The sequence below is a fragment of the Paenibacillus massiliensis subsp. panacisoli DSM 21345 genome (assembly GCF_000426545.1).
Taxonomy (GTDB): Bacteria; Bacillota; Bacilli; order Paenibacillales; family Paenibacillaceae; genus Paenibacillus; species Paenibacillus panacisoli.
Window position 1 is genome coordinate 509,017 of the sequence record NZ_AUFO01000001.1, and the last position, 21,195, is coordinate 530,211.

The following is a 21,195-nucleotide window of genomic DNA, read 5'->3' on the forward strand; positions in this document are numbered from 1 at the left end:
CTATTTGAAGTTAAGTTGATTTTGTCTCTGCATAAATTAGTAAAAAAAGGACATTTTAAGCTTAAGCTTGGAGTACAGGGGGTGAGAAGGATGAGACGGGGTAAAAAAGATCCTTTCGAAAAAAAGTTGAAGGGGCTGGAATCTGCAATACATGTGGATATTTCCTCCCAGATGGATGAGAATATTGATCTGCTGAAGCAACAATTTGCCAATTGCTCTGATCTAGTCATACGCCGATTGCAGGTCCTTGGATCGATGCCTGGAGTTGCCATCTATCTGGATGTATTGGTCGATAGTGAAATGTGGGATATCGGTTTTTTGCAGCCTTTAATGCTACAGGACCGATCCAATGTCGAGAGTCCGGCCCAGTTGTATGAGCTGCTAGGTCACAAGCTGGCATCCACGGTACAGCCAGAAATGATTCGGAATATGGGGAATATCATACAACGGATTGTCAAGGGAGAAATCATCCTGTTCGTCGATAGCTTCTCAGAAGCCTATGCCTTCAAGATTGGCAACAAACTGCACCGGAATCTGGAGGAGCCGACGACCGAAGCGATCATTCGCGGACCTCGCTTCGGCTTCATTGAGAAGCTGGACATCAATATTGCCATATTGCGCCAACGACTTCGTACCCCAAGGCTTAAGATGGAAAGAATGAGTGTAGGTAGTCTGTCACATTCCGATATCGCGATTGTATACATAGAAGGCTATGCAAAACAGAGCGTGGTTGATGAAGTAAAGAAGCGCATCTCCAAGGTTGATATGGATAGTGTGCTGGAGTCGGGATATCTGGAGGAGTTCATTGACGATCATCCCTATTCTCCTTTTCCGACCATTCAATCTACCCAAAGACCGGATGTAGTAGCAGGCTCTTTGATCGAGGGAAAGGTCGCTGTGCTGATCGACGGTACACCGATGTCGCTTGTGCTTCCCATCACCTTTTGGTTCGGCTTCCAGACAGCTGAGGATTACTATATGAGCTTCATATTCGCAACGATGCTTCGCTGGCTGCGTTATATGTTTGCTTTTTTAGCGATGGCACTGCCTGCCATGTATATAGGAATAACCAGCTTTCAGCAGGAAATGATTCCGACCTCTCTTGCGCTTAGCCTTGCAGCAGCCAGGGAGGTCGTACCATTTCCAGTCATGGCAGAGGCACTCATTATGGAGATTACCTTCGAGGCACTTCGCGAAGCGGGTATTCGCTTGCCACGCCCGGTCGGTCAGACGATCAGTATTGTCGGAGCACTGGTTATTGGACAGGCTGCAGTTCAGGCTGGCATCATATCTGCTCCTATGATCATTGTGGTTGCCACGACCGGGATTGCTTCATTTCTCATTCCTAATCCTGGCATGAGTCAGGCCATTAGCTTGATCCGATTCCCGCTCATGATTCTGGGGGCAACCCTTGGCTTATATGGCGTGGGGGTTGGCTTGCTAGCTGTACTCATTCATCTGGTCAACATGAGTTCCTTCGGGACAGCTTATATGACACCGATTGCGCCGTTTCAATGGGCTGGATTGGCTGATTCTATTATCCGTGCCCCATGGAGAGTGCTACGCAAACGACATCACTACAGTAAGCATCGAATGGATTAAGGAGGAGATGGGATGGCCCGATTACCATTAGCCCTGCGATTTTTACTGATATTGTTGATTCCGGGGATGATTACGGGCTGCTGGGACCGCAAAGAGATGGATGAGTTGGCTCTCGTCATGGCGAGTGGAATCGATCTGACTGAAGATGGACAATTAGAGATTACAGTTCAAATTGCCTTGCCGACGGGAATCCCGAGCGCTGTACAGTCTGGTGGCCCAGATAAGAAGCCTATTATCGTCCTCTCCTCCAAAGGCAAAAATTCATCTGATATATTAGGGAAATTGCAGCAGCAGATGTCACGCACCATTCATTTCGGTCACCGAAGTGTCATTGTATTCGGAGAGCAATACGCCCGAAAGGGGGTAAACCAGGTGCTGGATACCTTTACCCGACTACCCGAAAGCCGATATAACAGCTATGTGCTGACGGCAAGAGGGGCAACCGCCAAAGAAGTTCTGTCCACTCCCTATCAGCCTGAGCTGATCTCTGGTATCGGTATGGCTAAGATTCAATCCAACAACATTAGCTTTGGTGTAAAAATTGATCAATATGCATCTGCGCTAGCTACCCAGGGAAGGTCAGCGATCACAGGCGGTATTCGGGTAATGGGGCAGGAGCCCTCCAATAAGACATTTGTTATTGACCAAATCGCCATGTATCGGGGCAATAAGCTGGTAGGATTCCTTGAAGGGGAGAGAGCGAAGCTGCTGCGTTGGTGGTCTGAGCAGAAATACAAGATAAGATTCACAGTAAGGGTGGAGCCAGAAAGTCAAAGATATAAAGGTATTATTGGAGTAGAACTCGTTGACAGCAAGAAAAAAATTCATATGAAGATCCATAACGGTATGCCTGAATTCTTAATTGATCTCAATGCCACTGTCCGAGCTGTGGATAACGACTCTAGTCTGGACGTGACCCAGGAGGAGAACATGCGCAAGGTCGAACTGCTGTTGTCTACACAGATTACGGAGGACATGGATGAATTGCTGCAGTATGTAAAAAACGAACTTAAATCCGATATTCTCGGATTAGGTGAGATCGTACATCACAGAAGGCCTTACGTATGGAAGAAATTGAGGTCTAGCTGGGTCGATATATACCCGACGATTCCTGTTCAAGTCGTGAGTAAAATCAAGATTGTTCGTACCGGAAAGACAGAAAAGCCTGCACACACAGGCAGCGCAAATTGATCAGCACAGCAGAGGCGGTGATTCAAAGTGAAGATGGAACTAACCGGTATTCAGGTATTCTGGATGATTATGACCATGAACTTGGGGATGAGTCTGGTGATGACGATTACACCTGCTTTGCAAGTCGACGCTCAGGATGCCTGGATATCTATAATAGTTGCCTGCGGCATCGCCATGCTGGTCGCCCTACTGACCACCCAGACAGCGAAGCTTTATCCCAATCTCACTCTGGTGGAGTCGAGTCAGAAAATTCTGGGGTCATGGCTCGGTAAGCTAGTAATTGTCACATACATCATCCAGTGGTACACCATCATTCCGATTGTGCTCCGTCAGTTCTCTGATTTGGCTCAGGTCATGCTGCTGCAAAAGACACCCAAAGAAGCGGTTATTGCCTTAATGGTGCTCCTCATAGTATATGTCACCTACATAGGGGGGATTGAAGGTATCGGACGGTGCGGCGAATTTTTGGGACCCATTATATTGATCATGGTGACCTTGGTGCTATTTGCGAATATTTTCAATGTCCATGGGAGTCAGATTCTGCCGGTATATGCAGATAGTGGCGTTATGAAGATTATAAAAGGAGCCTTTGCCCCAGCTTCCTATCTGGGTCATTCCATAGAGTATTTGATGCTGGCGTCGTTCGTCAAACAGCAGCCTAATAAATCCTCCTACGTATTCTGGGCTGTGCTATTGGCTTGCTTCATGGTGCTCGTAACGACAGTGACTATTATTTGTACCATTGGGAGTACGTTAGCCTCGTCGATGTGGTATCCTTTTTTTGAGTTGGCTCGAAAAATCTCTCTATTCGGCTTTATTGACAATTTTGATGCGGTGCCTGTCGTGGTCTGGATTGCGAGTGTATTCATTAAATTGTCTGTCTATTTCTTCATTGCGTGCTATGGAACAGCCAAGTTCCTGAATATCCGCAACTGGAGAAATCTAATATGGATCTTTGCCCCGGTGATGTTTGCGTTCGCCTTGATTCCTCAGGATGTGTCGCAGGCATCCACCAACTATTTGGTGAATTATTGGGTGCCAATCGCGATGCCGATGAATATGATCGCATTACCCTTGCTCATGCTCATGGTTGGGAAATGGAGGCAACGAAAGAGGAAGACTCGTTCTCGTCATGCATGATGATCATGCTACAATCAGCTTATACAATTCGTGAGGAGGAAAGATTATGTCCAATGTTAGAAACGATTCACATCGTCACAATCTGATTCCACATCTGTGGTTCGATCGAGAAGCGACAGATGCTGCAGCGTTCTATTGTTCGATATTTCCAAATTCAGAGATCACCCATACAACTGTCTTGCAGAATACGCCCTCAGGTGATTGTGATCTCGTCTCCTTCACGCTCTGGGGACTTCCTTTTCAGGCAATCTCGGCAGGGCCCTACTTCAAGCTCAATCCCTCCATCTCCTTCATTGTCAATTTTGATCCATCCCGTGAAGCGAACGCAAGCGCTATGCTGGACGAGGCATGGTCCAAGCTGTCTGATGGAGGTACGCCGCTAGTGCCGCTGGACAAGTATCCGTTCAGTGAGCGCTTCGGCTGGGTACAGGACAAATATGGTGTTACCTGGCAGTTGATGCTGACGAATCCCGCGGGCGAACCCCGTCCTCCGATTGTCCCTTCATTTATGTTCGTTGGTGAAAATGTAGGCAAAGCAGAGGAAGCACGTGAATTCTACCTCTCTATCTTTCGGCATTCCACCCCAGGCTCCTTGCAGCACTATGGACCTGGTCAGGAGCCAAATCAAGCGGGTACGGTCATGTTCACCGACTTCATGTTGGAGGGAACCTGGCTTGCGGCTATGGATAGTGCCATGGAGCACGCATTCAGCTTCAATGAGGCGGTATCCTTTATGATTCGCTGTGAATCTCAAGAGGAGATCGATCATTATTGGGAGGCTTTATCTGCTGTACCAGAAGCCGAGCAATGCGGCTGGCTCAAGGATCGGTACGGGCTTTCGTGGCAGGTAGTTCCTGCCAATATGGATGGATTTATGAACAAGGGTACGGCAGAGCAGCGTGAGCGAGTAACGAAAGCATTCATGAGCATGAAGAAGTTCAACCTGGCTGAACTGCAAGCTGCCTTTGATGGTCCACAATAAATATAGCCCCCAATGCCCGGATATATGGTATTGGGGGCTTGTCTTTATTTCGATAACAATAAGAAAATAACAGAACAACAATAGGAAAGTTCATATCCTGTTATACTGGAATGCGATGGACCTCATTGGTTAGGAAATACGATACATAGGAGAACAGTACATATGAGCCTGCAATTAGTAGATCTACAAATACCTGAAGATTGGCAGGTGAAATGGAATCATTTTTATGATGTACCGTCCGCGTCGTTCGTAGATGACAGCTTTCCGCATCGCTATGAATTGGTAGAAGACATCTTCTACTTCAAAAGTGAGGTGAGGAAGCGAAGTCTGGATCTGGGCTGGTATCCGGAGATGAGCCCTACAGGAGAGTATGCCTTGTATTTGCTAAGAATCGGGCAGGATGGGGAGGACTGGGCTCAGCCGATCATCGAATATCGCACGAAGGACATTACTCAGGTCATCCGCAAGATTCAAGAGATCTTCGAGCAGGTACAAGCTGGAATTCTTTGAAGACTCCTGAATAATACTGCCTTGAAGCAAATTCGTCACAGGGAGTAACAAAGTTTTACGTGCAGTTGATGATTTTTGTGCAACCAAATGATACCATGGGGCTATATATCCGCTCTCACTATAGGCATAAAGGATGCATTTTCATGAAGAAAAGGGTTTCTATATACCCATATACGAATCAGTTCACCAATTTTCTTACCTATGTTCATAATAATGCCCGGAAGACAATGATTACATATCGACAGTTCTCTGAGCTGCATAAGATTATGAGTCACAATCGGCTCACGACATTTTTTCAGCCCATCATGAATCTGCAGGATGGAAGCTGCCTCGGCTACGAGATATTAAATCGACCGCCTCTGTCGAGCAGTTTTCCCAGCACAGAATCCTTCTATGAGTTCATCGGTCATACCGATCAGGTCTTTGCCTTCGAACGGTTTTGTCGTGAAATTTCTATCGAACGCTTCAGAGCCTCCTTTCCGGCAGATAGAGACCCGAAGGAGGCCGTCGTATTTCTGAATGTACATCCCCAGGTGCTGGCTGATTCCCATTATCGGAGTGGAGAGACGGTCAATCTCCTTCACGTACATGGTCTGTCACCAGAGCAGGTTGTCCTTGAGCTCACCGAAAAGCAGGCGGTCCATGATTATTTTGAATTTGAACGGATTCTGTCCAACTATCGGGCACAAGGCTTCCGAATTGCAATTGATGATGTCGGTTCTGGTTATAGCAGTCTCAAAGCCATTATTAGCTTGAAGCCGGACTTCATCAAATTGGACAGAGCTCTGATTCGATACGCCGATGTCCACTCAGATCAGCAGCACCTTGTCAGGTTATTGAAGGAGTTCGCTGCTGGCTCGGGCACCTATATCGTAGCCGAAGGGATCGAACGAGATGAGGAGATTGAATTTTTGCGAAGTGAAGGCATTGAGTATGGACAAGGGTATGCACTGGGCCGACCAGATCCTCAATTAAAGTTCCCAAAGCTTGAATTTGGCCAAGCGGGGTTAAGAAATACAGATAAGAGTAACTAATTAGCTATGACAAAGAGAAGGTGAACGGTATATTTACGCAAATTGGAGATATAGCAGAAACCATTCCTGTAGTAGCGCCAGATACGAAATGCGATATTGTGTATCGTCTATTTAAGATGAAACCTAATCTGGAAGGAATTGCGATCATGGGAGAGGATGGTGTTCCATCATTGATGATGCGAGCCCGCTTCTTTCAACAGATCGGCTCACAGTATGGATATACCCTCTACATGGGCCGTCCGGTCAGCCTGGTCATGAACGTACGACCGCTTGTCGTAGATTATGCCGAGCAGATTACAGAAGTAAGTATTCAGGCTATGAATCGCACAGAAGAGGAATTGTACGATTTGGTGCTGGTGACCTCGAAAGGAAGTCTAAGCGGAGCGGTGAGTATCCGCCGTCTGTTGCTGGCTGTTGCTGATGTACGGGCTGAAATGGCGATCTTCATGAATCCGCTGACAGGCCTGCCTGGAAACCGTATCATTGATGATCGTCTGCATCAGACTCACCAATGTGATTCCTATAGCGTTCTGTACATAGATCTGGATTTCTTCAAATCATATAATGACAGCTATGGCTTCAAAATGGGGGATCAGCTGATTCAGGAGACCGCCAACTTATTACGTCGGCATTATGTGCTTCCCGAAGCATTTCTTGGTCATATTGGTGGAGATGACTTCATAGCCATGCTGAACCATCATCATTATCGTCAAGTATCAGAGGACGTCATAGCTGATTTTGAACAGATGAAGAGAGCATTCTATAATCGGGAGGATCTGCAGAATAACTACGTACTCGGCGAAGGTCGGTCCGGCCAGCATCGGCCAATTCCGTTGGTATCCATGTCCATTGCCGTAGTGACGAACAGCGAGTGCAAGTATGAGAGTGTGGATCAGATTGTGGATGAAGCCACCCGAATCAAAAAGATATGCAAGTCTGTATCGGGCAGCATTATCTGTACCAATGAGAAGCAAACGACAATCAGCCAGCAGCTTTATTCGTAGATGAGCATGAAAATGCTGGACTAACTGTGAGCAGGTTTAGTTTATATCGCATGTTAAGAAAGATATTCAGGTAAAGAAAGGGCTGCAGCATCCGTTAAGTAAATAGATACGGATGTGCAGCCCTGCTGTGCTACTCGTGTTATTCGGATTCACCGTTCAGGTAATTGAAGAATGGCTGGTCCACCCAGAAAGTGTAGCTTGATACGGTCGCATCAGGTGCAAGCTTGCGCAGCCCATCTGCGATCACTCCGGTCTGTTCCTTGAGTGAGAAGGACTGGCCGTAATAGTTGCCAAGTGAGATTTTGTTGTTGGCAATGACCGGATATCCGTTCAGTGCAGTATTGGTATAATACAGCGGCTGCCACCAGGAGCCATAGATCAGCTTCGCAGTGGAATCGCTATTCTTTTTGGCATATTGGGAAATGATCTGATCGAAGCGGGCTTTGTCTGCCGTATTCTTGAATTCGAACTGAATGTCGTATTCCTTCGCATATGCAATATAGTTACCGTTCTCGATCTGTACTACCTTATAATCGGGTGTCTCCTTCGGCTCGCCCCATTCTTTCAGATAGATGAAGGCGGATGTCTTCGGCTGGAGCTGAACGGCCGCATCAATGCCCTCACTGCGCAGCAGGCCAACAAGCTGGACAGCATGCTTGATATCGTCGTGACCGTAGGTCAGCGTCAAATCATCAATGAAATTGGAATCAAATCGACTGTCCTTCAGGTTGTAGCCTGTGACGAGATCTGTCAGCAGTGCTTGATCCAGAATGGATCTCAGCTCTGGTACCTCAACCAATCCAGTCGAGCGGTAAGCGGCGTACAGCTTCGAATAAATATCTGCATCGTTCGTACGGCCAATGCTGTGTTTGTATTTGCCCTGACTCACGAGGATCCGTCCCAGCAGGGTATTGGTGTATTCTCGGCTAGCAGTTCCACCTTCACGAAGGGCAGGATAGAGACTCTCGGGGACAAGTCCAGTGTCGATGGCAGCTGCCAGCTCTTGGGCGGCTTGACCTGTTACCAGGCTACTGCTGATGCCGGCATTGCTTAAAGTCCGTGCGACTTTAGCATCGGGATAGGTGTAAGCCAGCTCCTTCAAGCCGGAGGCTTTGAAGGCGATCAGAGCTGCATCCAGAGCGTTCAGACGGTCAGCAGCCTTCACCTCAGTATCTGTCAGCACACCTGCATTGTATAGTGATGCAGCCGCATCATATAGGGCACTACCCGTAGTAAGATCACTGAATTCGGGAGCCGTGCCATCTACTGCGGTAACCTTTCCATCCAGAGCAACTGCTGCCAATGCCAGCAGAAAATCCCCTTGGGTTGGCTGAGCAGGCAGTTCGATATTGAGCTTTACTTTCAGAAACTGGGCAAAATCAGCGGCGCTATCGCTGTGGATCGTAGCCTGTGGGTTCGAGACGACAGTAGCCGCCTGTGCAGAAGCATAAGGGGTGAAAGCGGGCAGGCTGAAGCTGCCAAGAGCAAGCGGTGCAGCAGCCAAGGCTGCCAGGGTGAAGCGTGATAAGGTTCTCAAGCGTGATTCCTCCTATAAAATATTATGAATTATGTATGCTGGCACCCAAGTGGGGATAGCCCGAAGAGAACATTTACGATATAATCCTACTAAACAGATTGGATATATCGAATTTAGGAATCAGAATTGCACTGAATTTAGCATGAACCTGATATGCTGTCAATGAGGAAATCAGGAAGAAATTGCACGGAATTGGAAGTTGTCTATGATCAAAATCATAAAAATCTACGAATGAAGTGTAAACCTTCAAAGATTTATTGACAAGGCTCGACATTTTCCGCTAGGATGATAACAAAGAATATCGAAAAGGGGAATTATAAAAAATGAAGCGTGGCTTTTCGTTCGTATTATCTATCCTTATCTTGGCCATTTTGCTCTCGGCATGTGGTACATCTGCGACAAAAAACGAACAATCCACTCAAGGGACTGAAGGTGGGAACGATAGCGGCAAAGCTCTGAGAGTTGCACTCGTACTTCCTGAGAAAATCGGGGTCAACCCATTCTTCGTCCAAATGGATGAGGGCTTCAAAAAAGCGGGTACAGACTTCAAGGTGGATGCCAAAACGATCGAGTCTACAGACCCAGCAGCATTTGAGCAAAATCTGCGTGCAGCAGTAGCTGAGAATTATGATCTGATCATCACAGCTACGTTCCAGGCGGAGGATGCGCTTAAGAAGGTAGCTGCTGAGAATCCGGACAAGCCATTCGCGATCATTGACACGACCATTGATCTGCCGAATGTCCGAAGTGTCGGCTTCCGCGAATACGAAGGAGCCTATCTGCTCGGCGCAGCGGCTGGATTGTCCACCAAGTCTAACGTAGTCGGCATGATTGCGGCGATGGACGTTCCCCTGATCAAGAAATATACAGAGGGCTTCAAGGCAGGTCTGGAATCTGTGAATCCGAACGCTGAGTTCCTGGTGAATTATGTGGGTGGCTTCAATGATCCGGCAAAAGCGAAGGAACTGGCGCTGGTGCAATTCGGCAAAGGGGCTGACTTCATCGCTGGAGCGTCTGCTGTAGGCGATCTTGGAGTGTTCGAGGCGGCCAAGGAGAAGGGCTTCTACACCTCCGGTCAAGACACGGACCGCACCGTTGAAGATCCAGAGCATATTGTCCTTTCACAATTGAAATCCACAGATACCGTTGCATATGAGACTGTGAAGGATTTTGTCGAAGGTGACTTTCAATATGGTGCTGTGAACTACGGACTGCAAGAAGATGGAGTGGGTCTTACTTATGTAACGCGTGATAGCCAGACTCCACTGAACGCTTTTGTTGGACAAGAAGTTGTAGACAAGGTTAAAGCGATCAAGGATGATATCGTATCTGGTAAAATCGTCGTGAAAGATCCGCTGCAGCCATAAGCTTCAGCCATAGAGTGATTCGCCGGCTGCCCAATGAGGCAGCCGGTTTTGCTGCTATTTCAAGCCTGAGTACGAGAGGAGCGAATCCCAGAAATGTTGCTGGAGATGGACAAAATTACAAAGATGTACGGTGGATTCACTGCGAACCGGAGCATCGACTTTCAACTACGTGAAGGTGAGATTCATGCTCTCGTTGGCGAGAACGGTGCTGGCAAAACAACGCTGATGCGCATGCTGTACGGGATGGAGCAGCCCACCTCCGGAACGATTCGAGTCCGGGGCCGTGAGGTCAGCATTTCCAGCCCGTCTCAGGCAATGGCGCATGGAATCGGGATGGTGCATCAGCACTTTATGCTGTTTCCTTCCTTCACGGTAGCCGAGAATATCGTGATTGGTCGCGAGCCAGCCAAGGCTGGGGCCTTTGACAGAAAGGCTGCTGCGCAGCTTGTGCAAGAATTGGGGCAACAATACAGCATGCCTGTGGACCCGTGGAAAAGAGTAGGCGAATGCCCGCTTGGCATGCAGCAGCGTGTGGAGATCCTGAAGGTGCTGTACCAAGGTGCAGATGTCATCATTCTGGATGAGCCATCAGCCGTACTTACCCCGCTGGAGGTGAAGGAGCTGCTTGCCAATATGAAGTCGCTCGCACAGCTCGGAAAGAGCTTCATCCTGATCACGCACAAGCTGCAGGAGGTCATGGAGGTAGCAGATCGGATTACTGTGCTGCGTGACGGGCAGGTGACGGGAACGATGAATGCGAATGAGACCGATGTGGAGCAGCTCTCACGGCTGATGGTAGGCCGAGAATTGATTCGTATTGTGAAGCCGCCAGTTACCGTGGGTGAGCCCGTCCTGCAGGTGAAGGATCTGACACTGGAAGGCAGCAAGAACCAGTCGGCCCTGAAGGATATTCAAATGGAGGTTCGACAGGGCGAGATTGTCGGTATTGCAGGTATCTCTGGTAACGGACAATCCGAGCTGATTCAGGTGATCGCAGGACTGCGCAAGCCAAAGCAAGGACAGATCCGATTGTCAGGTCAGGATACGACGAATTGGCCGGTCCGCCGCATTCGGGAGCAGGGTCTGGCGCATATCCCGGAGGATCGTTATATGTGGGGAGCAGCAAAGGATGCCACGGTTCGCGAAAATGGTCTTATGGGGCATCATCATCGGCTGCAATCGAAGGGAATCGTAAGAACACGACAGGCTCGCGAGATGGTGGAGCGCTGGATCAAGCAATTTGGCATCAAGACGGGATCAGTGGACACGAAGGCACAGTTTCTATCGGGAGGTAATCTGCAGAAGCTGATTGCAGCTCGCGAATTCGCGCAGGACACTCCATTTTTGATTGCAGCTGAGCCTACGCGTGGTGTCGATATTGGCGCGATGGAAGCCATACATGCCGAGTTGCTGCGCAAGCGGAATGAGGGAGCAGGTATTCTGCTCGTCTCGTCGGAGCTATCCGAGATCTTACAGCTTTCCGACCGGATTCTGGTTATGTACGAAGGTGAGATTGTTGGTGAGCTGACGGCAGAGGCTGCTACGGAGGAACAGATCAGCTTGTGGATGGCAGGAGGGAAAGAACGGATATGAATCGTGTGAAAGACAGTCTTCGCGGGCTGGTACAGCCGCTTCTGGCTGTGCTCATCGGCCTCTTGGCTGGAGCATTGGCCATCCTTCTGGTTGGAGGCTCTGTAATTGAAACGTATGCAGAAATGTGGAAGGGGGCCTTCGGTAACTTCTACTTCTTCACGAATACTCTCGCCCGGTCCACGCCGATTATATTAGCTGGACTTGGAGTAGCTCTGGCGTTCCGCGCCGGCTTCTTCAACATGGGGGCAGAGGGACAAATGATTCTTGGTGGTCTTAGCGCAGCTTTGACCGCATTATATGTGCCGGGACCGGGCTGGCTTGTCTGCATTGCAGCAGTAGCAGCAGGCATGATCGCTGGCGGACTGTACTCCCTGCTGGCGGGCTGGCTGGATGCCCGCTTCGGCATGCATCTGCTCATCACGACATTGCTGCTCAACTATATCGCCTTATGGTTCAGTGGCTATATGGTAGCCTATCCGTTCAAGGATCAGACTGGCTCGGCGGCCATGGCGCAGACGCCCATGCTGGAGCAGGCGACATGGCTGCCGAAGTTGTTCCAAGGGATGGGACTTCATGCCGGATTCGTTATAGCAATCGTTGCTGCGCTGCTGGTCTATTGGTTCACGCAGAGAACCGTGATCGGCTATGAAATCCGCATGTTAGGCAGTAATCCCTCCTTTGCAGCCTATGGAGGCGTCCGTCGGATTCGCATGATGATTCTAACTATGATTGTGAGCGGAGGGCTGGCCGGATTGGCCGGGGCTGGGGAAGTGCTGGGGACCCAATATCGCTTCATTGACGGCTCCTTCTCCTCGGCGAGCTATGCGTGGAGTGGGATTATGGCTACACTACTGGCTCGATCCCACCCGCTTGGTACAGCTGTCGCAGCCATTCTGTTGGCCGCACTTCAGACGGGGTCTATGGGAATGGAGCGGAACACCGATGTGCCGCTAGAGGTAGGAAGTGTAATTCAGGCGGTATTGACACTGTTCGTATCAGCTCAGATCGGGTATGCATTCCTGAAACGGAGAAAGGAGAAGAAGTCCAATGGAACAACTGTTTGATGCCTCCCTGTTCAACTCGACGCTGCGAATGGTCACACCGATCCTGCTGGCAGCGCTCGGCGGAGCATTGTGCTCCCGGGTTGGTGTATTCAATGTAGGCCTGGAAGGACTTATTCTAATCGGCGCCTTCTCCGCTATACTGGGCAACTATCTATTTGGTCATGTGCTGCTTGCTGTAATCTTTTCTATTATAATAGTAGTTCTCTTCTCGGCAATGTTCGCGTTTATTAGCCTTAATCTCAAGGCGAATGCGATTGTTGTCGGGATCTCGCTAAATTTTCTGGCAGCAGGACTGACCACATTCGCACTTCGTGCGATTTTCGATGTAAAGGGTGCCTATTATGACAAGAATATGGTGGGTCTGCCGAAATGGGATATTCCGCTCATTCAGGATATTCCTTGGGTTGGCACGGTATTTTCCGGGCATAGCCCACTAGTGTACTTAGGCATCGTTCTTGCCATTGTGCTTCAATGGTATCTGTTCAAAAGCGTATCCGGCTTCCGTCTGCGCTCTGTTGGCGAGAATCCGGTCGCTGCGCAAAGCATCGGGATCAAGGTGCGCCGTATTCAGTATGGTGCCATCCTGATGTGCGGTGTGCTCTGTGCGCTGGCCGGAGCACAGCTGTCCTTGGGTCAGGTGACGATGTTCACGGAGGGGATGACCGCTGGCCGGGGCTTCATTGCCCTAGTAGCAACGATGCTCGGGCAATCCAATCCATTGGGTGTTATGGCCTCTAGTCTGCTGTTCGGCTTCATGGATGCACTCGGCATTCGATTGCAGGGCTTCTCGCTGCCCACACATTTTACGATGATGCTGCCATATATCGTGACCTTGCTGGCGATGTTCTTCTTCAAGGACAAGACCTACGCACAGGACGCACTGAAGGCAGGCGGCAGCTCGCGCTAAGCTAGTGGGCATTGAGATGAGTGGATTACAGCCAAGAACCGAGGGCTGTGGATCAAGGGTTAAGATGTACAGACACAAATAGCAATCAACGAATGTATGGACTGAGGAGGGAGTAGCTTGCATAACAAGGCTGAGCGACTGAAAAAAACGAAGGCACCCCTGCCGGGTGCCGCTCAAGAGCATGGTGACCGCCTGCCTCCAGGACAGGTGTTGACAGAGAAGTTTCCGATTCTGCACGAAGGGGAAGTGCCAGAATACGACATGACCACTTGGAATTTGAAGGTATTCGGGGAAGTTGAGGAAGAACGCAGCTTCTCCTTCACAGACCTGCTGGCCATGCCACAGGTGAGCATCGTAAGCGACATTCATTGCGTGACACGATGGTCAAAGTTCGATACCCCGTGGGAGGGTATTCGTTTCTCTGACTTTCTGAAGGAGCTGCGGATAAAGCCTGATGCCAAGTATGTCATGATTCATGCGGACCATGACTATGAGACCAATGTTCCTCTAGAGGAGCTACTGCACGATGATGTGCTGCTGGCCTTCAAGTATAACGGTGAACCTCTCACCCCCAAGCATGGTTATCCGTTGCGTCTGGTTGTACCTCAGCTGTACTTCTGGAAGAGTGCCAAGTGGGTGCGGGGGCTGGAGTTTATGAAAGAGGATCGCAACGGATTTTGGGAGAATAATGGCTTCCATCATTTTGCCGATCCGTTCAAGGAACAGCGCTTCTCGGGAGAGGACCTGCCGATCCCAGAGGATGAATGGACGAAAAAGGAGTTTGATTGAGCTATGTTAATGCCTATTTTGCAAATTCACTCCGAGGATGTTCCACCATACGCCATAGTGTGTGGTGATCCTGCACGTGCGGAGAAAATCTCCCGCAAGCTAGACAATGCGCGTGAGCTGGCATTCAGTCGTGAATACAGAACTTTTGTCGGTGCATATGAAGGGGTGAAGATTGCCGTCGTCAGTCATGGTGTCGGATCACCAGGAGCAGCGGTATGCTTCGAGGAGCTTATCCGCGCTGGCGTGAATACGCTCATCCGCGTTGGCACAGCAGGCTCCTACACGGCGGAATACCCTGCGGGCAGCGTTATTGTCAGCACGGCAGCAGTACGTACAGATGGACTGACACGACAGCTCGTACCCGAAGGATTTCCGGCTGTAGCGGATAGCGGGGTGACAGAGGCTCTGTACGCTGCAGCACTTGCCGGCTCTGCTGCTCATTCGGCTGCTGGAAATGCAGAGCCTGGCGAGGCAGTCGGCTCAGCTGAATTTACAGGGTGTAAGGTGGGGAAAGGCATTACGGTGACGTTGGATGCTTTCTTTACCGGAGTGGAAGACATACCGCATCGTAAATTCAAGCTGGCTGGTGCGCTGGCAGCAGAGATGGAGATAGCAGCACTATACATCGTCAGTACGCTGCGTGGAGCACGGGCAGGTGCGATCGTAGCTATTGATGGCTTCGCGGATAGCGATCTGGCTGCCGAGTATGACCCGCATACGAATGCCGTGGCCGCAGCTGTTGAATTGGAGATTGAGGCGGCACTGCGTGCCTTAACTCATGTAGCGCGTCAGGAGGAACAGGGTGCCTGAATGTGCGAATGTCTGATTGCTGACATAATGTAAGAGATGGACTGCTTATGTTACCCGAGGACCGAAATTGGCCTCGGGCCATTCGCGTTGGCTATTGATTAGCCGTCGTATAAGGGAAGAGAGCGGGCGATTTGACACCGATGGTTCAAATGGTTTACTTTGGAGGTAGGCGCTTACATGAGATTGTGCAATGTCACAATTTATGGAAGGTAATGGTGTAGACAACAACAATCTGCCAAAGGAGAGCGTGGCCATGTGGAACTTCATATGGTATGTACTAATCGGGGTTATCATGATATCTGCTATTGTGGTTTTTCTGCAGCGGACTAGAAATCCGCAGGATAGTCACCGTGATCAGGGCGCGCGTGGAGCTAACGTGGTGAAATTCCAGCGTAAGCCTGAGAAGGCACCGAAGACGCAGAAATGCAGCTTTTGCAAAAAGGAAGAGAAGCTTACCTTCTATGCTGGGGATAACGGTCAAATATGGGGTGTATGCAAGAACTGCAAGCCTCAGGCAGAGCGTCGGGATATGCTACCCTTGTAGTTGCAAGCTGATTTTTTATAGTCTGATGATGGGCTTCGATTCGTATATACCGCTCAGAGATGCAGGTGGCTGTCCCTGGCATCTCCGGGCTATGTATAACGTGCCACCATAGTTCCGTCGGTGTCGGTTAGTTGCAATCCACCTTGTGGGGTGGAACAAAGCATTCCCGGCAACGTGGCTCATAAGCCTCGGAATCGCCAATCATGACGATCGGACCTACCTTTGCGGGTTCACCGTTCACAATACGCTGTGTGAAGTTTGCCTCAGCACTGCCGCACACTGCGCAGAATGAGCTTAGCTTCTCAATGTCATCGGCCATAGCCAGCAAGCCACCAATGTAGCCGAACTCTTTACCTCTGTAATCCATATTCAGACCATCGACAATGACATGCTTGCCGCAATAGGCCAATTCCTGCACAAGCTGCATGATTGGACGACTAAAGAACTGCACCTCGTCAAAGGCAACCACATCCGCATCCTTCGTTTCGACCAGAATCTGCTGTACCGTCTCCTCAGTCAGCTTACGAGGAATAGAGATAGCAGGGAGCCTGTAGCCAATGCGGCTCACAATCTCATCCTCGGCATATCGGTTATCCTCTGCCGGCTTGTACGCTACTACCTTGCGACGCCCGTACTTCATGAGCTTCTGGCAGCGGCGGATCAGTTCTCCGGATTTCTCACTGAACATGGGACCCGTAATTACGGTAATACGTCCTCTAGACAATACGATTCTCCTCTCTTTCCTAACAACAAGACATACAAGGCTTAATATGCAACTTGCGAACCTCTATCCGAAGAAAACGCCATTATAGATTACCATACCGCAAGCTCACGTTCCAGATAAAATCATACAATGGTGATCGATCCCAGTGCTGTTGCTATACGCCTAACCTATCCTGTATTGTATTCGAAAGTCCCCGGGGGGTTCTGCTTTCGGTCTTCTGGTGCTTATGGTCAAGAGACTCCATATATGGATTGCTCATTGCTATGACACTTTGCCACATGGTAAGGTAAGGTGATACGAACAACAGAAAAGGTGATGTGTCATGGCAGATCAAGCTAAGGATTACACGGCTCGAATAGAGGAGCTTCGGCAGAACGGGCAGCTAAGTCCACAGGCAGGAGAGCTGATTGCTCAAATGGCTGCCAAGATTCAGGAGCTGGAGCAACGTAATGAGCGTTTACGGAAGGCAGTACGAGCACAGTCCGGGACGCCGCGCATGTCGAGTAAGCTCAAGGATGCCCTTTATGAATAGTCCATGTTACATAGGAAGCGTAAGGATAATAAGAACGGATAGAAGCTACTGTACACGACGATTGCCCAGCGCTCCGCTGTCATGAGCAGCAATCATACGTGTCTCTTTCGTTTGCGCAGATTTGTAAATGGTTAAAATTTTCATAAATACCGAATGGAATAATGGATATCAATGCATTCAAATATGTATGTAACGGAGGAAGCTATGACGATTAATTGTGATGTGGCGGTGCTTGGTGGAGGAACTGGTGGTTATGTGGCGGCGATTCGCGCAGCCCAATTGGGCAAGGAGGTCGTCATCATCGAACAGGACAAGCTTGGAGGGACCTGTCTGCACCGCGGATGTATTCCGAGCAAGGCGTTGCTGCGTAGTGCAGAGGTGTATGCGACTGTCAAGGAAAGTGCTGCCTTCGGCGTGGAGACTGCGGGTGCTACGCTTGTGTTCCCCAAAGTACAGGAACGCAAGGAACAGGTAGTTCAGCAGCTGCACCAAGGGGTGCAATATCTGATGCGCAAGAACAAGATTACGGTACTGAAGGGAACAGGGCGCGTCATTGGGCCTTCGATCTTCTCGCCGAAGAGCGGTTCCATTGCCGTGGAGCTGGAGGATGGAGAGATGGAGACCGTCGTGTCAGGCAATTTGATCATTGCCACGGGCTCCCGACCACGTCAGCTTCCAGGACTTGAACCCGATGGACAGTATATCATGAGCAGTGATGAAGCGTTGACGATGGATGCCCTACCAGCTTCCATTATTATTGTCGGCGGCGGCGTTATAGGTGTGGAATGGGCTTCGATGCTGAATGACTTTGGGGTGGAGGTTACCATTGTGGAGGCTGCTCCCCGCTTGCTGCCTGCTGAAGATCCGGATGTGTCCAAGGAGCTACAGCGCCTGCTAAGCGCACGTGGGGTCAAGATTCTGACGAGCTGTGAGCTTCTGACAGATAGCTACGGCAAGGACGAGGAAGGCGTCCAGATTGACATCAGACAGGGCGAGAAGACACAGACGTTGAGCGCGGTGAAGCTACTGGTGTCTGTCGGCAGACAAGCCAATGTAGAGAATATCGGATTGGAAAATACAGATATCCGCGTCGTGAACGGCTTCATAGCCGTGAATGCGGATTATCAGACGCATGAGCCTCATATTTATGCGATCGGGGATTGCATTGGAGGGGTACAGCTTGCCCATGCTGCCAGCCATGAAGGGATTGCTGCGGTTCATCACCTGTCCGGAGAACAAGCTCACCACACACCTGAGCACATGATTCCGCGTTGTGTGTATACCCGTCCTGAGACGGCCAGTGTGGGGCTGACGGAGGAACAGGCCAAGCAGGCTGGACGTGAGATCAAGGTGGGCAAATTCCCATTTCAAGCGATTGGAAAATCACTTGTATACGGCAGCAAAGATGGCTTCGTGAAGGTGATAGCTGACCGTGAGAGCAATGATATTCTTGGTGTGCATATGATCGGTACCCATGTAACGGATCTAATCAGCGAGGCTGCACTTGCACAGCTGCTTGATGCTACACCATGGGAGGTCGGCCAGCTCGCATATCCGCATCCGACGCTCTCCGAAATTCTTGGAGAAGCGATGCAGGCGGTAGATGGGAAAGCGATTGGAATCTAGCCTTGAAATCGGATGATGCAAAATGCTGAAGCAGGTGTTTTCTTTTTCGGGAGAAAACGATTATAATAGGGTTAAGCCAAGTCTTAGTACCAGGTTTTAAGACAAGACGGTATGAGTACTTGAATGCAGGCTGTATAACTCGGGAGGTGTCTCCATGAATGCAAAAAGTGCTGTGCACAGCAAGCAAAGGCATGAACAGTTAGGATTGACAGATGAGCAAGCTATTGAAATGTATAGATTCATGCTGCTGGCGCGTACGTTCGACGAGCGTAATCTGCTGCTGCAGCGTGCAGGCAAGATCAATTTTCACGTATCCGGGATCGGGCAGGAGGCTGCACAAGTAGCGGCGGCTTTTGCTCTGGACAGGGAGCACGATTATTTTCTACCCTACTACCGTGACTATGGGTTCGTCCTATCGGTAGGTATGACCGCTCGTGAACTAATGCTATCTGCCTTTGCGAAGGCAGAGGACCCGAACAGTGGCGGCAGACAGATGCCAGGGCACTTCGGAAGCAAAAGACTGCGGATCGTCACGGGCTCTAGCCCGGTAACGACGCAGGTTCCACATGCTGTGGGGATTGCTCTGGCTGCGAAGATGCAGAAGAAGGACATTGTATCCTTCGTGACCTTCGGTGAGGGCTCCAGTAACCAGGGAGATTTTCATGAGGGCTGTAACTTTGCCGGTGTCCACAAGCTGCCAGTCATTATTATGTGTGAGAACAACCAGTATGCGATCTCTGTGCCTGTGCACAAGCAGCTCAGCGGCAAGGTTAGCGATCGTGCGCTTGGATACGGCTTCCCAGGTATTCGCGTGGACGGCAATGATGCCTTTGCAATCTATGAGGCAGTCAAAGAAGCACGTGAACGCGCCATTCGTGGCGAAGGTCCGACGCTGATCGAGGCCATGATGTACCGTCTGTCCCCGCACTCCACTTCAGACAATGATCTGGCTTACCGAACCAAGGAAGAGGTGGACGAGAATTGGAAGAAGGATGGACTGCTGCGAATGAAGACGTATCTGATTGATGCTGGCATCTGGGATGAACAGCGGGATCAGGAGCTGAAGACAGAGCTGCTTCAGGTAATGAAGGATGCTATCGAATATGCGGACAAGGCGCCGTTTCCTCAGCCTGAGGATACACTTCTGCACGTGTATGCGGACAGCAGCGGAGAGGGGCAATAGCACATGGCTGTAATGGAATATATTGATGCCATTCGGTTGGCAATGAAGGAAGAGATGGAGCAGGACGAGACAGTGTTCGTGCTCGGTGAGGATGTTGGCGTCAAGGGTGGCGTCTTTACGACCACCAAGGGACTGATGGAGCAATTCGGGGAGATGCGGGTTATGGATACCCCTCTGGCCGAATCCGCAATTGCCGGCGTAGCGATCGGGGCGGCCATGTACGGTATGAAGCCTGTTGCAGAGATGCAGTATTCCGATTTCATGCTGCCAGCAACGAACCAGATCATCAGTGAAGCGGCCAAAATCCGCTACCGCTCGAACAATGACTGGAATTGCCCGATCGTGGTCCGTGCGCCGATTGGCGGCGGTATCTTCGGTGGGCTCTACCATTCTCAGTGTCCGGAATCCATCTTCTTCGGAACACCAGGCCTGAAGATTGTAGCGCCGTATTCGCCTTATGATGCCAAGGGATTGCTGAAGGCAGCTATTCGTGATCCTGACCCAGTGTTGTATTTTGAGAACAAGAAGAGCTACAAGCTGCTTAAGGGTGAGGTGCCTGAGAGCGATTATATCGTTCCGATCGGGGAAGCGAATCTACTGCGAGAAGGGGATGACATTACGGTCATCAGCTACAGTCGTACGCTACAATTCGTGATGGAAGCAGCTGCGGAGCTGGAGAAGGAGCAGGGCATAACTTCTCATGTACTTGATCTGCGCACCTTGCAGCCACTTGATCGTAATGCCATCATTGAAGCTGCTCGTCATACAGGTAAGGTACTGATCGTCCATGAGGACAACAAGACGGGCGGAGTTGGCGCAGAGGTCTCTGCGATTATAAGTGAGGAATGTCTCTTTGATCTAGATGCGCCAATCGCTCGCCTGTGCGGGCCAGATGTACCTGCAATGCCGATTAGCCCACCGATGGAGAAGTTCTTTTTATTGAACAAGGACAAGGTGAAGGAAGCCATGCAGGAGCTTGCTCTGTACTAGGCTAGTACGAGAGAGGCCCCTTAAGTGACATCACAATTAGCACGAATGTGCGGCGTGAAGCCGTGT

Annotated in this window: 20 protein-coding genes; 18 read left to right on the forward strand and 2 right to left on the reverse strand. The window is 50.0% G+C overall.

Annotated elements, in window-relative coordinates; genetic code table 11:
• Positions 1–90: 90 nt before the first annotated feature.
• From K331_RS28755 to K331_RS0102305, 7 genes are all read left to right on the forward strand, one after another.
• Positions 91–1,602 carry a spore germination protein gene (locus K331_RS28755; protein WP_036633913.1) on the forward strand — a complete coding sequence of 504 codons (1,512 nt, stop codon included), beginning with the start codon at positions 91–93 and terminating at the stop codon, positions 1,600–1,602.
• Positions 1,603–1,614: 12 nt separating this feature from the next.
• Entirely contained in the window at positions 1,615–2,793 is a 1,179-nt protein-coding gene (locus K331_RS0102280) for a Ger(x)C family spore germination protein (protein WP_028589015.1), read from the forward strand.
• 33 nt (positions 2,794–2,826) lie between these two features.
• Positions 2,827–3,933: a GerAB/ArcD/ProY family transporter gene (locus tag K331_RS0102285; protein WP_226383522.1), complete on the forward strand. Its 1,107-nt coding sequence runs from the start codon at positions 2,827–2,829 to the stop codon at positions 3,931–3,933.
• A gap of 46 nt (positions 3,934–3,979) precedes the next feature.
• Positions 3,980–4,915, forward strand: a complete 936-nt coding sequence (locus K331_RS0102290; RefSeq protein WP_028589017.1) for a VOC family protein — start codon at positions 3,980–3,982, stop codon at positions 4,913–4,915.
• 162 nt (positions 4,916–5,077) lie between these two features.
• Positions 5,078–5,425 carry a hypothetical protein gene (locus K331_RS0102295; RefSeq protein WP_028589018.1) on the forward strand — a complete coding sequence of 116 codons (348 nt, stop codon included), beginning with the start codon at positions 5,078–5,080 and terminating at the stop codon, positions 5,423–5,425.
• 143 nt (positions 5,426–5,568) lie between these two features.
• Positions 5,569–6,459: an EAL domain-containing protein gene (locus K331_RS0102300; RefSeq protein ID WP_028589019.1), complete on the forward strand. Its 891-nt coding sequence runs from the start codon at positions 5,569–5,571 to the stop codon at positions 6,457–6,459.
• Between the two features lie 20 nt (positions 6,460–6,479).
• Positions 6,480–7,463 carry a GGDEF domain-containing protein gene (locus tag K331_RS0102305; RefSeq protein ID WP_084165308.1) on the forward strand — a complete coding sequence of 328 codons (984 nt, stop codon included), beginning with the start codon at positions 6,480–6,482 and terminating at the stop codon, positions 7,461–7,463.
• Between the two features lie 139 nt (positions 7,464–7,602).
• Here K331_RS0102305 and K331_RS0102310 read toward each other — a convergent pair whose 3' ends face one another.
• Positions 7,603–9,000, reverse strand: a complete 1,398-nt coding sequence (locus K331_RS0102310; protein WP_028589021.1) for a hypothetical protein — start codon at positions 8,998–9,000, stop codon at positions 7,603–7,605.
• Between the two features lie 323 nt (positions 9,001–9,323).
• Between K331_RS0102310 and K331_RS0102315 the strand changes: the two genes are divergently transcribed.
• From K331_RS0102315 to K331_RS0102345, 7 genes are all read left to right on the forward strand, one after another.
• On the forward strand, positions 9,324–10,367 hold the full coding sequence (locus tag K331_RS0102315; protein WP_028589022.1) for a BMP family lipoprotein: 1,044 nt from the start codon (positions 9,324–9,326) through the stop codon (positions 10,365–10,367).
• A 93-nt stretch (positions 10,368–10,460) separates the two neighbouring features.
• On the forward strand, positions 10,461–11,960 hold the full coding sequence (locus K331_RS0102320; RefSeq protein ID WP_028589023.1) for an ABC transporter ATP-binding protein: 1,500 nt from the start codon (positions 10,461–10,463) through the stop codon (positions 11,958–11,960).
• Entirely contained in the window at positions 11,957–13,024 is a 1,068-nt protein-coding gene (locus K331_RS0102325) for an ABC transporter permease (protein WP_028589024.1), read from the forward strand. Before K331_RS0102320 ends, K331_RS0102325 begins: the two co-directional genes overlap by 4 nt.
• Positions 13,008–13,931, forward strand: coding sequence for an ABC transporter permease (locus K331_RS0102330; RefSeq protein WP_028589025.1), 924 nt, complete (start codon positions 13,008–13,010; stop codon positions 13,929–13,931). Before K331_RS0102325 ends, K331_RS0102330 begins: the two co-directional genes overlap by 17 nt.
• Before the next feature lie 117 nt (positions 13,932–14,048).
• Positions 14,049–14,720, forward strand: coding sequence for a sulfite oxidase-like oxidoreductase (locus tag K331_RS0102335; RefSeq protein ID WP_028589026.1), 672 nt, complete (start codon positions 14,049–14,051; stop codon positions 14,718–14,720).
• 3 nt (positions 14,721–14,723) lie between these two features.
• Positions 14,724–15,530, forward strand: coding sequence for a nucleoside phosphorylase (locus K331_RS0102340; RefSeq protein ID WP_028589027.1), 807 nt, complete (start codon positions 14,724–14,726; stop codon positions 15,528–15,530).
• A 190-nt stretch (positions 15,531–15,720) separates the two neighbouring features.
• The gene (locus tag K331_RS0102345) at positions 15,721–16,074 is read left to right on the forward strand and encodes a hypothetical protein (RefSeq protein WP_028589028.1); all 354 of its coding nucleotides are present in this window, start codon (positions 15,721–15,723) and stop codon (positions 16,072–16,074) included.
• A gap of 127 nt (positions 16,075–16,201) precedes the next feature.
• Here the strand turns inward: K331_RS0102345 and K331_RS0102350 are convergent, their stop codons facing one another.
• On the reverse strand, positions 16,202–16,798 hold the full coding sequence (locus tag K331_RS0102350; protein ID WP_018886321.1) for a thymidine kinase: 597 nt from the start codon (positions 16,796–16,798) through the stop codon (positions 16,202–16,204).
• Between the two features lie 322 nt (positions 16,799–17,120).
• On the opposite strand from K331_RS0102350, the gene K331_RS0102355 reads away from it, so the two are divergent.
• The 4 genes from K331_RS0102355 to K331_RS0102370 all read left to right on the forward strand — a co-directional run bounded on the left by K331_RS0102355 (position 17,121) and on the right by K331_RS0102370 (position 21,129).
• Complete coding sequence (locus K331_RS0102355; protein WP_018886320.1) at positions 17,121–17,330, forward strand: hypothetical protein; 210 nt, start codon at positions 17,121–17,123, stop codon at positions 17,328–17,330.
• A 204-nt stretch (positions 17,331–17,534) separates the two neighbouring features.
• Positions 17,535–18,956: a dihydrolipoyl dehydrogenase gene (gene lpdA / locus K331_RS0102360; RefSeq protein WP_028589029.1), complete on the forward strand. Its 1,422-nt coding sequence runs from the start codon at positions 17,535–17,537 to the stop codon at positions 18,954–18,956.
• Positions 18,957–19,110: 154 nt separating this feature from the next.
• Positions 19,111–20,139: a thiamine pyrophosphate-dependent dehydrogenase E1 component subunit alpha gene (locus K331_RS0102365; protein ID WP_028589030.1), complete on the forward strand. Its 1,029-nt coding sequence runs from the start codon at positions 19,111–19,113 to the stop codon at positions 20,137–20,139.
• A 3-nt stretch (positions 20,140–20,142) separates the two neighbouring features.
• Positions 20,143–21,129 carry an alpha-ketoacid dehydrogenase subunit beta gene (locus K331_RS0102370; RefSeq protein ID WP_018886317.1) on the forward strand — a complete coding sequence of 329 codons (987 nt, stop codon included), beginning with the start codon at positions 20,143–20,145 and terminating at the stop codon, positions 21,127–21,129.
• The last annotated feature ends 66 nt before the right edge of the window (positions 21,130–21,195 follow it).